The 15282-nt window shown below is 61.0% G+C and carries 8 protein-coding genes and 2 pseudogenes; 3 read left to right on the forward strand and 7 right to left on the reverse strand.

All coding sequences use genetic code 11. The features are described 5' to 3' along the window. Positions 1-81: 81 nt before the first annotated feature. Positions 82-1260, forward strand: coding sequence for an acetyl-CoA C-acyltransferase (locus tag NW75_RS05675; protein ID WP_033964257.1), 1179 nt, complete (start codon positions 82-84; stop codon positions 1258-1260). Positions 1261-1430: 170 nt separating this feature from the next. Here NW75_RS05675 and NW75_RS05680 read toward each other — a convergent pair whose 3' ends face one another. The 3 genes from NW75_RS05680 to NW75_RS05690 all read right to left on the reverse strand — a co-directional run bounded on the left by NW75_RS05680 (position 1431) and on the right by NW75_RS05690 (position 4721). Further along, positions 1431-2438: a DUF262 domain-containing protein gene (locus NW75_RS05680; protein WP_197057723.1), complete on the reverse strand. Its 1008-nt coding sequence runs from the start codon at positions 2436-2438 to the stop codon at positions 1431-1433. 72 nt (positions 2439-2510) lie between these two features. Next, the gene (locus NW75_RS05685) at positions 2511-3257 is read right to left on the reverse strand and encodes an FRG domain-containing protein (RefSeq protein WP_033964277.1); all 747 of its coding nucleotides are present in this window, start codon (positions 3255-3257) and stop codon (positions 2511-2513) included. A gap of 231 nt (positions 3258-3488) precedes the next feature. After that, positions 3489-4721, reverse strand: coding sequence for a polyhydroxyalkanoate depolymerase (locus NW75_RS05690; protein ID WP_033964258.1), 1233 nt, complete (start codon positions 4719-4721; stop codon positions 3489-3491). A 149-nt stretch (positions 4722-4870) separates the two neighbouring features. Here NW75_RS05690 and NW75_RS05695 point away from each other — a divergent pair, with 149 nt between their 5' ends. After that, positions 4871-6658, forward strand: a complete 1788-nt coding sequence (locus NW75_RS05695) for an ABC transporter transmembrane domain-containing protein (RefSeq protein WP_033964259.1) — start codon at positions 4871-4873, stop codon at positions 6656-6658. Positions 6659-6774: 116 nt separating this feature from the next. After that, positions 6775-7927 (forward strand): annotated as a pseudogene (locus tag NW75_RS05700) (saccharopine dehydrogenase family protein). Positions 7928-8042: 115 nt separating this feature from the next. Here the strand turns inward: NW75_RS05700 and NW75_RS05705 are convergent. The 4 genes and pseudogenes from NW75_RS05705 to NW75_RS05715 all read right to left on the reverse strand — a co-directional run bounded on the left by NW75_RS05705 (position 8043) and on the right by NW75_RS05715 (position 15096). Further along, complete coding sequence (locus NW75_RS05705) at positions 8043-8855, reverse strand: MerR family transcriptional regulator (protein ID WP_033964260.1); 813 nt, start codon at positions 8853-8855, stop codon at positions 8043-8045. A gap of 292 nt (positions 8856-9147) precedes the next feature. Then, on the reverse strand, positions 9148-9588 hold the full coding sequence (locus NW75_RS24305; RefSeq protein ID WP_137902530.1) for a hypothetical protein: 441 nt from the start codon (positions 9586-9588) through the stop codon (positions 9148-9150). 417 nt (positions 9589-10005) lie between these two features. Next, positions 10006-12212, reverse strand: a pseudogene (locus NW75_RS05710) (ribonuclease R family protein). Positions 12213-12300: 88 nt separating this feature from the next. Next, positions 12301-15096 (reverse strand): TonB-dependent receptor, encoded by a 2796-nt coding sequence (locus tag NW75_RS05715; protein WP_331386008.1) that lies wholly within the window; start codon positions 15094-15096, stop codon positions 12301-12303. Positions 15097-15282: the final 186 nt, after the last annotated feature.

Genomic DNA, 15282 nt, shown 5'->3' on the forward strand with positions numbered 1-15282 from the left:
TTCCTCCGACGCTCTCCCCACGCCCTCCCCCAGCCCCTCCCGCAAGCGGGAGGGGAGGAAGAAGCAAAAGGAAGAAACCCCATGCGTTCCGCCGTCATCGTTTCCACCGCCCGCACCCCGATTGGCCGCGCTTACCGCGGTGCCTTCAACAACACCCCCGCGCCCACGCTTGCGGCACATTCGATCCGCGCTGCGGTCGAGCGCGCCGGCATCGAAGGCGGCCAGGTCGACGACCTCGTCTTCGGCTGCGCGCTGCAGCAGGGCCATCAGGGTGGCAATATCGCGCGCAACGCGTTGCTGCGCGCGGGGCTTCCCGTCACCGTGCCCGGCATGTCGGTCGATCGCCAGTGCGCCAGCGGCCTGATGGCGATCGCCACCGCCGCCAAGCAGATTATCACCGACAATATGGACATCACCGTCGGCGGCGGCGTGGAGAGCATCAGCCTCGTCCAGACCCCGCAAATGCGCGTCGCCGCCGACCCTGAGCTGATCGCGATGCACAAGGATGTCTATATGACGATGCTCGGCACCGCCGAGACCGTCGCCAAGCGCTACAATATCAGCCGCGACGTGTGCGATGAATATGCGCTCCAGTCGCAGCAGCGCACCGCCGCCGCACAGGCCGCCGGTTATTACGATGCCGAGATCATCCCGGTCACCGCCAACATGGCGATCACCAACAAGGAGACCAAGGAGGTCACCTATAAGGAAGTGACGCTGACCAAGGATGAAGGCAACCGCCCCGAGACCACGCTGGAGGGCCTGAAGGCGCTGCAGCCGGTGATGGGCCCGGGCATGAACGTGACGGCGGGCAACGCCTCGCAGCTGTCGGACGGCTCGTCCGCCTCGGTGCTGATGGAGGAAAAGGTCGCCGAGAAGCGCGGGCTGCAACCGCTCGGCCGCTATGTCGGCATGGCCGTGGCGGGCACCGAGCCCGACGAAATGGGCATCGGCCCGGTCTTCGCCATCCCCAAGCTGCTCGAACGCTTCAACCTGAAGATGGACGATATCGGCCTGTGGGAGCTGAACGAAGCGTTTGCGGTGCAAGTGCTGTATTGCCGCGACAAGCTCGGCATCCCCAACGACCTGCTCAACGTCAGCGGCGGCGCGATCTCGATCGGCCACCCTTACGGCATGACCGGCGCGCGCGGCACCGGCCACGCGCTGATCGAAGGCAAGCGCCGTGGCGCGAAGTACGTCGTAGTGACGATGTGCATCGGCGGCGGCCAGGGGGCTGCGGGGTTGTTTGAGGTGCTGTAAACGAGCCGCGCTTCGGCGGGGTTAGAAGAGGCGGCGCCGGGAAACCGGTGCCGCCTTTTTTTTGGCAGGAGATTTGGGACTAGATAACACCGCGACACCACTATTTCCCCGACCATTTCCCACGCAAGCGACAATAAGCTGGCGAAATGGGCGCTTGCCCGGAGTGCAAGTTAAATTTTCGCGATTGTGATCCCAAGGAATTCACTCAATATACGAACCCGCTCTTTTATACTGGAGGCGTCATTCGTCCCCTGCTGATTGAGGCGATCAAACTCCAAAAGATCGAAAGATGCTCCCTCATAATTTTTAACGGCGGCTTCTCGGTTATCCGCCAGCTTTTGACGGAAATCGAGCAGGCTTCGGCGGGTTAATTTCGCATCCTCGCCGTGAGCAATGGCGGATCGAAAAATAAGATAGTAAACAACTAGAATACCTTGAGCCAATAGCAATTCATCAGCATCAGTAAACTCTATCTCCATTCTATCAAGAACAGAACTTACCTCTGACTTCAAAAAATCGACATACAGCCTCCTTCCTTCTCTGTATTTACGCGCAAGTCCGTCAAGATACACTTTTTTCGTGTCTACAATCTGGTTAGTACTTTTCAAACTGTCTTCAACGAGCAAGAAACGTGCTGCCGATTCCCGATGCTGGTAGCGGTTATTCCTAAATTTAACACGATTAATGAAAAACTTGTGTTGAGAAACTTCCGCGATTGCGCGAACAACATCCCCTCCGATCGCATTTCTCTTCTCAGCAGCATTCAGAGGGACAGCCTCGTTCAAACGCGAAAACATATCCTCGATCAGATCTATATCATCTCCTTCAATCGAGACTGTAACGACTGGCAATACGAAGGAGTCAAATTTCACGCGAATTTTTGGATGCCGCTTAGCTATGTCCTCATAGCTAAGCCCGCCGAGATTAAGTTGCTGGTCGCGCTGATATTCAAAATCGGACGCAAGAGTAAACTCCCCATCCATAAACCCCCATATCGCTTCGAGGCGCTGGCGTCCGTCTATGACGGCAAAGCGAAACCCAGTTTCTGACAACGCCTCAGGACTCAAAGCATGAAAATAAATCTTCGGAAGATCATAGTCGTTAAGAATAGAGTCGATTAGCAAACGACGCTTCTCTGTCGTCCAAACACCCCCCATCCGCTGATATTCCGGATTCATATTAATCTCTGACCTCTCAGAGTATAATAGCATGATAGTGCTGTTTTTTTAATGTAGAGGTATCAACATAGCTCATTGCATCATTTCCTTGAGGATCGCACCCACACTTGCGAGCTCGGGGAACAGACTAAATCGAGTCATTCCAAGCAACTTAAGCTCTCTTGCGAGCCGCTCTCTTGCCAAAAATGGGATTGTATATTTCGCAACGTGCGTGCCATCTCCAATGGTTTCAATGGGCACTTTCTTATTGTGATGAATAGTAAAAGTGCCCATTTGCGCCTGAATTCGCGCATTATTCCGTGTTGCGATTGTTGCGACGGGAAAAAGTTCAATCCGCGTGTTCTGCCTGAGACTATCAGTCGAATACGCTTGCAATTCCTCATCTTCAAATGAAGGAATGTACTGCCCCTCGACTTTATCCACGATATTAGCATGTTTGTTTAGGGCGGTCGGCCATAAGCACCAAAGCGCTGCATCAGTAGACGGCCTGTCGGCCCAGTCAGCGACCGCAAAATACATCGAAATGAGCGGACTCTCGCTCCAGTCAAGGAGCCTGGTTGGAACCCCATAATGCTGCATTAGGAACGTCCAGTCAAAAGATGACGAGGGACGACGATCGGCCAACATGGCCGCACTTTGACGAAAACGGTTTAGGAGCGTGGTCTCCGAGGTATCTGCGGCGGATCGCATAAAGCCCGGCAAGAGTTCCCACGCAGCATCAGCGTGCCCTCTAAACCAAATAGTCCCAGGATTAGCGCCTTGATCCGCCTGAAGAGCATCCAAAAATTCCGAAACGCTGCCGACCTGCCGCTCTATCATTTCCGCCCCAGTGCTTCGTATTATAACGAACAACACACTTTAAAGCAGGATTATATTACCAACCCATTTAGAGATACAATTGAAAATAAAATTTAAAATGCCAGCACAGTTCAATTTTCCTGATCGAAATAATTACGCAATAACTCTTCATCGAGGCGGCGTGATCGATGCTATCAGCACTCCAGAGCACAGAACCTTAATCTTCGCCACCCCCCCAAGCCGCGCCCCCCCTCACCCGTGCGTCTTCATCCATTCCTCGACCACCGGCGCCACCTTCGTCCGCCATTTGGAGCCATTGAAGATGCCGTAATGCCCGGCACCCTCGGCCATGTAATAGCGCTTCTTGTCCTCGGGCAGGCTGGTCGAGATCTTCAGCGCGGCCTTGGTCTGGCCCAACCCTGAAATATCGTCACGCTCGCCCTCGATCGCCAGGATCGCGATGTCGGTGATCGCTGCGGGGTCGACCACGCGGCCGCGGTGCGTCATCGTGCCCTTGGGCAGCGAATGGTCCTGGAACACCACGTCGATCGTCTGCAGGTAGAATTCGGCGGTCATGTCGCAGACCGAGCGATATTCCTCGTAGAAATCCTTGGTCGCCTCGGCTTCCAGATCCTCGCCCTGCACCAGATGTTTGAACATCTCATAATGCGACATCATGTGGTTGCCGAGGTTCATCGACATGAAGCCCGCGAGCTGCAGGAAGCCCGGATAGACGCGCCGCCCCGCGCCCGGATAGGTGCCGGGGATCGTCGCGATCACATTCTGGCTGAACCAGCTGTGCGGCCGCTCGGTCGCCAGCGTGTTGACCGCGGTCGGCGCTTCGCGCGTGTCGATCGGGCCGCCCATCATCGTCAGCGTCTTGGGGCGCGCCGGGTTGTTGTCGGCGCTCATCACGCAGGCGGCGGCGTAGCAGGGCACTGAGGGCTGGCACACGGCCAGCATATGCGTGCCGCCCTGCCCCTCATTGCTGCCGATCGTTTCCAAGAATTCGATCAGATAATCGACATAATCGTCGAGGTCGAACTTGCCGTCGGACAGCGGCACCAGCTTCGCGTCGCGCCAATCGGTGATGTAAACGTCCGCCACCGGCAGCATCCGCTCGACCGTACCGCGCAGCAGCGTGGCGTAATGGCCCGACATCGGCGCGACGATCAGCAGCTTGGGGCCGCCCTCGACGCCCTTGCGCTTGAAATGCAGCAACTGCCCGAAGGGTTTGCGAAGCGCGATCTCTTCGTGGATCTCGACCGTCTTGCCGTCGATCGTGGTGAAATCCAGCCCGAAGGCGGGCTTGCCGCGTGGAGCCGCGGCATGCGCGAACACCTCCAGCGCGGAGCTGAGGATCTGCCCCCCGCCGAAATAGGAAAAGGGGTTGGCGGGGTTGCTGAGCACCCCTGCGCTGAAGTCGGCCATCGCGCTGGCACCGGCCAACAACGATTTCTGCATTTCATAAGCGTTGTACAACATACCGGACTTTCTAGCAGACAAATCTTATCTTAGCATCAAAGCTTATGCCGCACCGCCGCATTCGGCAATCCTCGCTTTCAATTGAACGTTTCGCGGGCGGTCAGGATCCACGTTGAGGGCAAGCCCGGTCCCTGCTAGGCGCAACGGCTATGGCAGACCCCCAAAACGCTTCCCCCAGCGAACCCGCCCAACGCAAGCTTAGCAGTCTGGCCATGGTGTGGCGCTATGCCCGCCATTATCCGGTGCAATTGGGGATCGCGCTCGGCGCGTTGCTCGTCACCTCGGCGACGACGATCTATATTCCCTGGACGTTCAAGTCGGTGATCGATCGCGGCTTCTCGCATGGCAGCGACATGGCGCATGTCGACCGCACTTTTTATCTGCTGTTCGCGGTGGTGCTGGTGCTGGGGATCGCCACGGCGATCCGCTTCTATTTCGTGTCATGGCTGGGCGAACGCACCGTCGCCGACGTGCGCATTGCGGTGCAGAACAATCTGCTCAACCTGACGCCGCGCTGGTTCGAGGAGAACCGCCCGTCCGAAATCGCCTCGCGCCTCACCGCCGATACCGGCCAGATCGAAATGGCGGTCGGCACCACCGTGTCGGTCGCGCTGCGCAATGTCATCACCGGGATTGGCGGAATCGTTTCGCTGTTCGTGCTCGCGCCCAAACTGGCCGGCATGATCCTGATCGGCATTCCGCTGACGCTGGTGCCGATCATCGTGCTCGGCCGCCGCCTGCGCACGCATTCGCGCACCAGCCAGGACCGCATCGCCGACATCGGCGCGATGGCGGTCGAGGTGTTTTCGGCAATGAAGATCGTTCAGGCGTTCGGGCAGGAACGGCGTGAGGCGGCGCGCTTTGCCGATGCCGTGACGCGCAGCTTCGCCGCCGCCAAGCGCCGTATCTTCCTGCGCGCGCTCCTCACCGCCTTGTTCATCACGCTGATCTTCGGCGCGATCACCTTGCTGTTGTGGAGCACTGTCGCCGATGTCGCGGCTGGGCGGCTGTCGGCCGGATCGCTGACCGCGTTTCTGGCGACCTCGGTGCTGGTGAGCGGCGCGTTCGGGTCGCTGAGTGAAGTCTATGGCGATTTGCTGCGCGCTTCCGGTGCGGCCGAACGGCTGGCGGAATTGCTCGACGAGAAACCCGAAATCGCCGCCCCGGCCAAGCCGATCACGCTACCGCAGCCGCCGCGCGGGACGATCGAATTCGACCATGTCGAATTCCGTTACCCCACCCGGCCCGACGTGGCCGCGCTGCACGATTTCTCGCTGTCGGTCGCGCCGGGCGAGACGGTGGCGATCGTCGGCCCCTCGGGGGCGGGCAAGACCACTTTGTTCCAGTTGATCCAGCGTTTCTACGATCCTTCGACCGGCGCGGTGAAGATCGACGGCGTCGATTTGCGCACCGCCGACCCCGCCGAAGTGCGCGCACGCATCGCGATGGTGCCGCAGGAGACGGTGATCTTCGGTGCCTCGGCGCGCGACAATCTGCGCTATGGCCGCTGGGACGCGCGCGACGACGAACTCTGGGCCGCAGCCGAGGCCGCCAATGCCGCCGAATTCCTGCGCAAATTGCCCGAGGGGCTCGACACTTTCCTCGGCGAAGGCGGCGCGCGCCTATCGGGCGGCCAGCGCCAGCGCGTCGCAATCGCGCGCGCGCTGCTGCGCAACGCCCCGATCCTGCTGCTCGACGAAGCCACCAGCGCGCTCGACGCCGAGAGCGAACGCCTGGTCCAGGAAGCGCTCGAACGGCTGATGGCGGAGCGCACCACGCTCGTCATCGCCCACCGCCTCGCCACCGTCCGCGCGGCGGAACGCATCATCGTGATGAGCGACGGCCGCATCGTCGAACAAGGCTCACACGGCACGCTGGTCGAACAAAACGGCCTCTACGCCCGCCTCGCCAGCCTGCAATTCAGCGAAGCCGCCTGAACCGTGCGCTTCCCCTTCCGCTTGCGGGAGGGGCTGGGGGAGGGCATGATCCAGCCAAACCGCACGGAGCGACCGGCCCCTGCCCGACCGCTCCCGCCAAGCGGGAGGGGAGAAACATGCGCGATTTCGACATCATCGTTTTCGGGGCGACGGGCTTTACCGGCCGTCTGGTCGCCGAATATCTCGCGCACAGCGGTGCGCCGCGCTGGGCGATGGCCGGGCGCTCCGCCGCCAAGCTGGCCGAAGTGCGCGATCTGATCGGCGCGCCCGCCGACACGCCGCTCCTCACCGCCGATTCCGAAAATCCCGCCAGCCTGCGCGCGCTGTGCGAACGCACCCAGGTCGTGCTCACCACGGTCGGCCCGTACCAGCTCTATGGCAGCGATCTCGTCGCCGCCTGCGCCGAAACCGGCACCGCTTATGTCGACCTCTGCGGCGAGCCCGCCTGGATGCGCCACATGATCGACGCGCACCACGCCACCGCGCAGCGCAGCGGCGCGCGCATCGTCTTTTCCTGCGGCTTCGATTCGATCCCGTTCGATCTCGGCGTGCTGACGCTGCAGGAGGCCGCCCGCGCCAAGTTCGGCGCGCCCGTGACGCGCGTGAAGGGCCGTGTGCGCAAAATGCAGGGCGCTTTTCCGGCGGCACCGCCGCCAGCCTGAAGGCAACGCTCGCCGCCGCCGCCAAGAACCCCTCGATCCTCGGCCTGCTCACCAACCCGTTCGCGCTCACACCGGGCTTTACCGGCCCGCATCAGCCAACCGGGCTGATCCCCGAATATGACCGCACGATCGAGGCGTGGGTCGCGCCCTTCATCATGGCACCGATCAACACCAAGAACGTCCACCGCACCAACTTCCTGCTGGGCGAACGCTTCGGGGCGGACTTCGTCTATGACGAGATGATGGTCGCGCCCGGCTTGGCGAGATGGGCAAGGCGGCTGCCGAAGCGATCGCGCGGATAAACCCGCTCGCCAGCGCGCACGGCCCCAAGCCCGGCGAAGGCCCCTCCAAGGAAGAGCGCGACGCCGGTTTCTACGACCTGCTGTTCATCGGCGAGGGTGCGAAGGGCGAACGCATCGATTGCGTCGTCACCGGCGACAAGGATCCGGGCTACGGCTCGACCAGCAAGATGATCGCCGAAACCGCGCGCTGCCTGGTCGAGGATGTGGCGGGAGACGGTGGCATCTGGACGCCCGGCGCGCTCATGGGGCAAGTGCTGGCGGATCGGCTGCAGGCGAAAGCGGGGCTGACCTTCCGCTGCGGGTGAAGGCGCTCCACTCCCCTCACCGTTCGCCCTGAGCCCGTCGAAGGGCCCCTCTCCCCAAATGCCACGCCTGCGGTGAGAGGGAGCTTCGACACGCTAAGCCCGAACGGAGGAAGGTTTACCCCCGCGCCTGCACAAAAGCGGGAACCGGCCCGATATCCTTGCCCGCCGCGCGCGCGACGGCGGCCGCCTGGTTGATGAAGTCCCACACCCGCTTGCTGAACCCGGCGTCGGCCTTGCCCTCCCACGCGCCCATATCGGCATAGAGCCGCGCCGAGCCTTCCCACATCGCCGGGGTGGCAACGCGGCTGAACGGTTCGAGCAAGGTGAACCACTCGCGCACGAACGCCAGCGCCGCATCGCTGGCCGGGTCGAGCGGCAAGGCCGCCTCGATCCGGTCGCTCAGCGCCCGCCACTGCGCCAGATAATCGGGGGTCGAGACTTGCGGAGCCGCCCCCATGTGCGCGTGCCACTCGGCCTGTTCTTCGGGCGTGTAATAGCGGTCGATCACGTCCTTCCACGCTTTTGCCTGATCGTTCATGACTGTATCTCCATCGCGGATCAGCGAGCAAAGTGTCGCGGCATCGAGCGGCTCGCCTCGGTTGATGCGGGACAATGCGGAATCGATCAGGGTGATGGCGTCGCCAATCTCCTGCGCCTGAACGGCCAGCCGCTCGCGTTGCGCGCTCAGCAAGGCGGCCAGGTCGATCGGTTTGCGGTCGAACAACCGCTTGATGTCGCCCAGGGTCAACCCGGCCTTTTTGAGCGCGACGATTCGATGCACCCGCTCCAGCTCAGCCGGCCCGAACCAGCGGCGGCCCGACTGGGTACGCAGCGGCGACACCAGCCCACGCGCCTCATAAAAACGCAGCGCCCGCGCGGTCAGGCCGGTGCGGCGGACCACTTCATCAATGGCAAACGAATCATCCATGCCGCCCTTATGCCGGTTGACCTTGGGGCAACTTCAAGGGGTGATTTGGGCGGGAGGCATGTTCTTTGGGCGAGGCAAGCGATTTACGGCCTGAGCAACTATGTGCGGAAGCTGGATATTAAGCCGGATCGCTTCTGGAAAGCCAAATCCATCTACACCACAAGAACAAGATTACGTACTAGATGCAATTTTATACAAATAAATAACGTCTAAATGCATTGAAAATAATAATTTTATATCGAAAATACAATTTAATTGAATATAATTACGGCATATAATATGAAATTCTCATTTATAATCTTGATTTGCGCGTCCACCCTCCAAGCAGATAGCCTAGCGCAGTAACGGCCAAAGCTCCAACGAGCCATCTAAAATCTACACCAGATGCCTTGTCATGAATGACCGCCCAAACAACTAATATTAAAAGAGTTAAAGTAATTGTTGAAGCAACAATACTTCTAAGCCAATCTAAACCTCTGGTATGAATTTCCGTTGCATTGAAAGCTTTCATAAGCCAATTCGCGAACGGCTGAAAATTTTGAAAAAGTTGCAACTCTTTCAATAACTCATGCCCTACAACATAATGTGCATTATATACGGATCCGTCATACGTCCAAACCCTCCAAACTGTATACGGCCCCAAAACAGCCGGCCCCTCAACCTCAGCTCTTTGAGGCTCTTCTCCGGTTTGGCTAGCAACAAATTCTTCAATCTGCTTAAATGTCCAAGACATTTTTCACCACCATTGCGAATTAAAATATTGCATTAATTTACATAAAAAATGAATTTACATGATAAATTACATTAGTCAACATATATGTATAAATACTCTGATAGATGATTATTTGCAATATTGTGTTATTTTAGTGCGAGCAACGTTCACTTTAGGAAAATCCGATATAGCTCACCCTCTAAGAAAATTGGCATCCGATTGGTTAACTGAGCAGGAGCCACAAGAGAATGGGTAAGTATCCCCCAAACCCTGTCCTACAAAACGCCCCCTCCGCTATCCTGCCACCGCTCTTTGACAGAACCAGCCGTCCCCCTTCCCCGCACACCGGGAAGCGCAGCGATCGAAGTGGAAGTTACCCCTAACTTTCCCCTAACCTTCCGCCCCGAGCCCGCAACAATATCACGCACCCTCAACACCCTACCGCTTCTTCCCCTGATGCCGGATGTTCGCCGGTCGCCCGCGCCGCTTGATCACGCGCGCTGGCCCCTTGCCGCGCGTTTCGCGCTCGGGGGCGGCGCCGCGTCCCTCGACCATCTCGAAGCGCAAAGCGCCCGACACCGGGTTGGCCTCGGCCAGCCGCAGCGGCAGTTTCTGGCCGCTGGCGAAGACCGTGCCGCTATGTTCGCCGACCAGCGTGCGGCTCGCTTCGTCGAAGCGGAAATACTCGCCGCCCAGATCGCGCACCGGCATCAACCCGTCGCCGCCAATCCCCTCGACCGTCGCGAAGAAGCCGAAATTGGTCACGCCGGTGATGCGCGTCTCCAGCACTTCGCCGACCTTTTCACTCAGGAAAGCCGCGACATAGCGGTCGATCGTGTCGCGCTCGGCCTCCATCGCGCGGCGTTCGAGCATCGAGATGCTCTCGCCGATCCGCTCCATCGTCGCGGCTTCGCCTTCGGTCAGGCCGCCGGGGCCGAGCTCATACGCGGCGACCAGCGAGCGATGCACGATCAGATCGGCATAGCGCCGGATCGGCGAGGTGAAGTGGCCGTAACTGCCCAGCGCCAGCCCGAAATGCCCCATATTGGCCGACGCATAATAAGCCTGGGTCTGGGTGCGCAGCACTTGCTCCATGATCTGCGGGCGCGCGTCGCTGTCGATCACTTTGTCGAGGATCTGGTTGAAGGTCTTCGGCCGCACCACCTGGCCGAGCGCGAACTCGATGCCATAGGTTTTGAGATAGTCCTTCAGCGCAACCAGTTTCTCGCGGCTCGGCTGTTCGTGGACGCGGTACATGACCGGCGCCTTCTTCGCCTCCAGCGCCTTGGCTGCGGCGACGTTGGCGGCGATCATATAATCCTCGATCAACTTATGCGCATCGAGCCGCTCGCGCGGGGCGACCGACAGGATGCGGCCCTTCTCGTCGAGCACGACGCGGCGTTCGGGCAAGTCCAGATCGAGCGGCGCGCGCGCGGCGCGGGCCTTGGACAGCGCCTTCCAGCAGCCCCACAGCGGGAGGGGAGCATTGCCGCATCCACCATCGCCTGCGCATCCTCATAAGCGAGGTTCGCCGCGATCCGCACCACCGCACGGGTGAAGCGCCACGATTTCAGCGCGCCGCCTTTGCTCACCTGCAAATGGCAGACCAGCGCCGCGCGATCGACGCCTTCCTTCAGCGAGCACATCTCCGCCGACAGGCTTTCGGGCAGCATCGGCACCACCCGATCGGGGAAATAGACGCTGTTGCCGCGCCGCCGCGCCTCGCGGTCGAGGCTCGATCCGGGGCGGACGTAGAACGACACGTCGGCGATCGCGACGATCGCCTTCCACCCGCCGTCATTGGATGGGTCGTCATCGGGTGCGGCCCACACCGCATCGTCATGGTCGCGCGCATCGGCCGGATCGATCGCGACGATCGGCAGATGGCGGAGGTCTTCGCGTTTGTCCCCCAAAGGCAACGCCGCCACACGCACCGCTTCCTCCAGCGTCTCCGCCGAGAACACGTCGGGAATCCCCAGCTTGTGGATCGCGATCAGCGAGAAGCTGCGCGGCGCGAACGGGTCGCCCAACACTTGCGTCACGCGCACGGTGATGCGCGGCGGGCGCCCGGCTTTTTCGGCCAGCACCAGATCGCCGACCTGCGCTGCGCCCGCATCGGACACCTGGAATTCGCGGCGTTCCTTCTTCTCCACCCCCTGCAGCCACAGCGTCGCGCCCTCCTGCCGCAGCACGCCGAGCACGAGTTCCTCGCCCTTGGGCAGCGTCTTCATCGGGTGCGCGATCCAGCCCTTGCCCGCTTCCTCGGTGCGCGCAAGGATGCGGTCGCCCACACCCAGCGCGCCTTGCTTGCGCTCGCGCACGCGCAGCTTTGGCGCGGGCGTTTCGGCCTCCCAGCGTTCGGGCACGGCCCAGGCGGTGCCGCTATCGTCGACATCGGCAATGCGCAGCACCGTCACCTTGGGCAAGCCGCCAAGTTTGTGGAAGGCGCGGCCGGGGGCGCTGTCGATCAACCCCTCATCGGCCATGTCCTTCAGCAGCGCCTTCAGCAGGATCTTGTCCTGCGCGGTCAGCCCGAAGGCGCGCGCAATCTCGCGCTTGCCCGCCGGGGTCGGCGAGGCGGAGATGAAATCGAGGATCTGCTCGCGGGTCGGCAGGCCGGGCGTGCGCTTTATCGGTTTGGGCATCGGCCTAGCGATACGCCACACGCGGCCAAACGGCAAAGGGCCCGCCACCCCGCAGGATGACGGGCCCTTGCCCCCCGACCGCTGTCGTTCAGAACTTGCCGCGCAGCGTCACGCCGTAGGTGCGCGGCTCGGCCAGAAATGCCGAAATTGTCTGGTTCGCCGTGCCGCCAAAGGCCTGGACGTTGGCGACGCTGTTCGATCCCTGGAAGGGCGTGCTGAACGCGACCTGCTCATATTGCGTATTGGTCAAATTCTGCGCCCACAGTTCGATCGCCCACTGCTCCTTGGGGCCACGGATGCCGACGCGGGCATTGACCGTGGTGAAGCCGTCCTGCTTCTTTTCCGGGAACAGGTCGGAGCCGGTGTTATAATCGCTGGTGGTACGCTGATCGACATAGATCAACCCCGACAGGCCCGAACTGCCCAAACGCGGCGTCCAGGCGATGCTGCTGGTCACGACATTGCGCGGCGCGTTGGACAAGGCCTGCCCCGGCAACAGGAACAACGCTGGGTCCAAGGGTGCCCCGGTATTGCGCCCGACCAAATTGTTGCGGAACTTGGTATCGGCCAGCGTATAGCCGGCGGTGAACGCCACGTTGCGGGTCGGGTAGATCGCCGCCTCGACTTCCACACCGCGCGTCCGCACGCCGGGCCGGACATTGTTGGGATCGCACGCCCCGGTCGACGCCGATGCATCGCGGTCCGCGCCCGCCAGATCGGTCGAGCAGGAGTCGATATTCTGCACCAGGAACACCGAACCGTTGAAGGTGTTGAGCTGGAAGTCCTTAAAGTCCTGCTGGAACGCCGCGACGTTCAGGTTGAAGCGGCGGCTGGTATATTTCACGCCGACTTCATAGGCGTTTACCTTCTCGGCATCGAACTGGAGGTTCGCCGTACCAAAGCCAGCGCCGCGCCCGCCAAACTGGCGCGGATCGGTCGGCGAGAAGATCGGCTGGCCCAGCGCCGAACGGTCGAGGTTGAAGCCGCCCGCCTTATAGCCGCGCGAATAGCTGGCATAGGTCAGCACGCCCGTAGTCGGCTTCCACGACAGCACCGCCGTGCCCGTGAACTCGCCTTCCTTGCGCTTGTCGCTGAGCTTCAAGGCATTGAGCGCCGAACTGGAATTGCCTTGGCACGTCAAATTGACAACGCCCGCTGCCAGCGATTGCAGCGAGGCCGGCAACGCTGCCGCACCTCCGGTCAGGAACGGGGCGAAGAACGCCTGCTGGGCCGGGCAGACGGTGTTGGTGTTGTTGAAATCGGCGCGGAACGTCTTCTCTTCATGCGTGTAGCGCAGGCCCAACGTCAGATCGAGCGTCGGGGTGATGTGCACGATATTGTGCGTGAAAAAGGCGAAGTTGCGGCTGCGCTGATAGTAATTGGCGTTGTTGTCGCCGACATTGTTGACCGTGCTGAGCGTGTTGAGCCCGTTGATGAAGATCGGTGCAGCCGCCCCGAACGCCCCGGTCAACGTGGCGATACCGGTCGGGCTGAGACAGCCCGGTGCGCTGGGGTTACGCAGAACTGCAGCGGCGTTGATCGTCGCGACCAGACGGCACGCGGCAAACGCCCCATATTGCGAGCCGAATTTGAGGTTGTCGCGAACCGTTAGATCTTCATTGGAGAAATAGCCGCCAACGAGCCAGTCGAGCCGATCCTTGAACAGCGATCCCTGCAGTCGAAGCTCTTGCGAAAACGTCTTGAACTGGCGGAAGGAATTGCCGTCCGCAGCGCGATACAGCAAATCGATGTTGCTGTAATCGACGTCGCCGGGGGCCTCTGCCTTATACTCGCGATAGGCGGTGATCGACGTCAACGCGACATCACCGATCTTCCAGTTGATTTCGCCGGAGATGCCGCCATCGGTGGTCTTGCCACGGAAGCTGCGGCCCGGCGTATCGGAGGTCAGGCGGTTATAGGGCGTCATGTTCGCCGGATAAACGCCGCCCGGAAACACCGCGCCCATGCTGGTCATCACGTCGGTGATGCGGTTGGTCCGGCTGGCATAATCATGTTCGGGGTTGGTCCCCGCCGCACCCGGCGTCGGATCATAGGTTTCCACCGTCGAAACATAGACGGCGGCGCAGCAGGATTCGACGCGGTGCGTATAATCCCCGATCAAACGCACCGACAGGTCTGCGGTGGGTTGATAGAGCAACTGCCCGCGTACGAAATAGCGATCGCGATTGTTGAGCCGCTGGCCCGTCACCGCATCGGTGTAGAAGCCGTCGCGCTTCGAATACACGCCATCGAGCCGCGCGGCGATCGTTTCGGTGATCGGGCCCGTGATGCTGCCCGAGGCGCGTACCGCATTGTAATTGCCATAGGTCAGCTCGCCATTGGCCCCAAAGGTAAAGCTCGGAGCCTTGGTGATGATGTTGAGCAAGCCCGCGCTGGCATTGCGCCCGAACAGCGTTCCCTGCGGACCGCGCAGCACTTCGATCCGGTCGATTTCACCGAGATCGTTGAGGCCAGCCCCGGTGCGGCTGCGATAGACGCCGTCGATGAAAGTCGCGACCGAGCTTTCCAGGCCGGGATTGTCGCCCACCGTGCCGATGCCGCGGATGCGCGCAGAACCGTTCGCTTCCGATCCGGTCGAAGACACGAGCAAGGATGGTGCGAGCTGGTTAAGCTGGCGGATGTCGTTCGCGCCTGAATTGGACAGCGACGCCGACGAAACCGCCGACACCGCCAGCGGCACGTCCGACAGCAGCGAATTGCGGCGCGTCGCCGTCACGATGATGTCGCGGGTGGGTTCGTCCGCCGTATCGGCCGCCGCCGGAGCTTGGCGGCTTCCGGCGACGACGACGGCACCCCGGTTGCAGGCGCGGTCTGCGCCGATGCTGGCATGGCAATCCCAAGCGCAAGCGCGGACATGGCACATGCAGACAACAAGGCGTTCGTCATATCTCTCTCCCCGAAGGACCAGAACACTAATCGGTTCCGTACCCTATCATCGAATTTACCCGAGAACGGGGGCCGCGTCAAGCGCGGATACGTCGCAAATGACCGGCAACGTATAGGAGTTTTACGGACTTGCGACAAAAATGACACGACCGAAACGGCCAGA

This window comes from Sphingomonas sp. Ant H11 (genome assembly GCF_000797515.1).
Taxonomy (GTDB): domain Bacteria; phylum Pseudomonadota; class Alphaproteobacteria; order Sphingomonadales; family Sphingomonadaceae; genus Sphingomonas.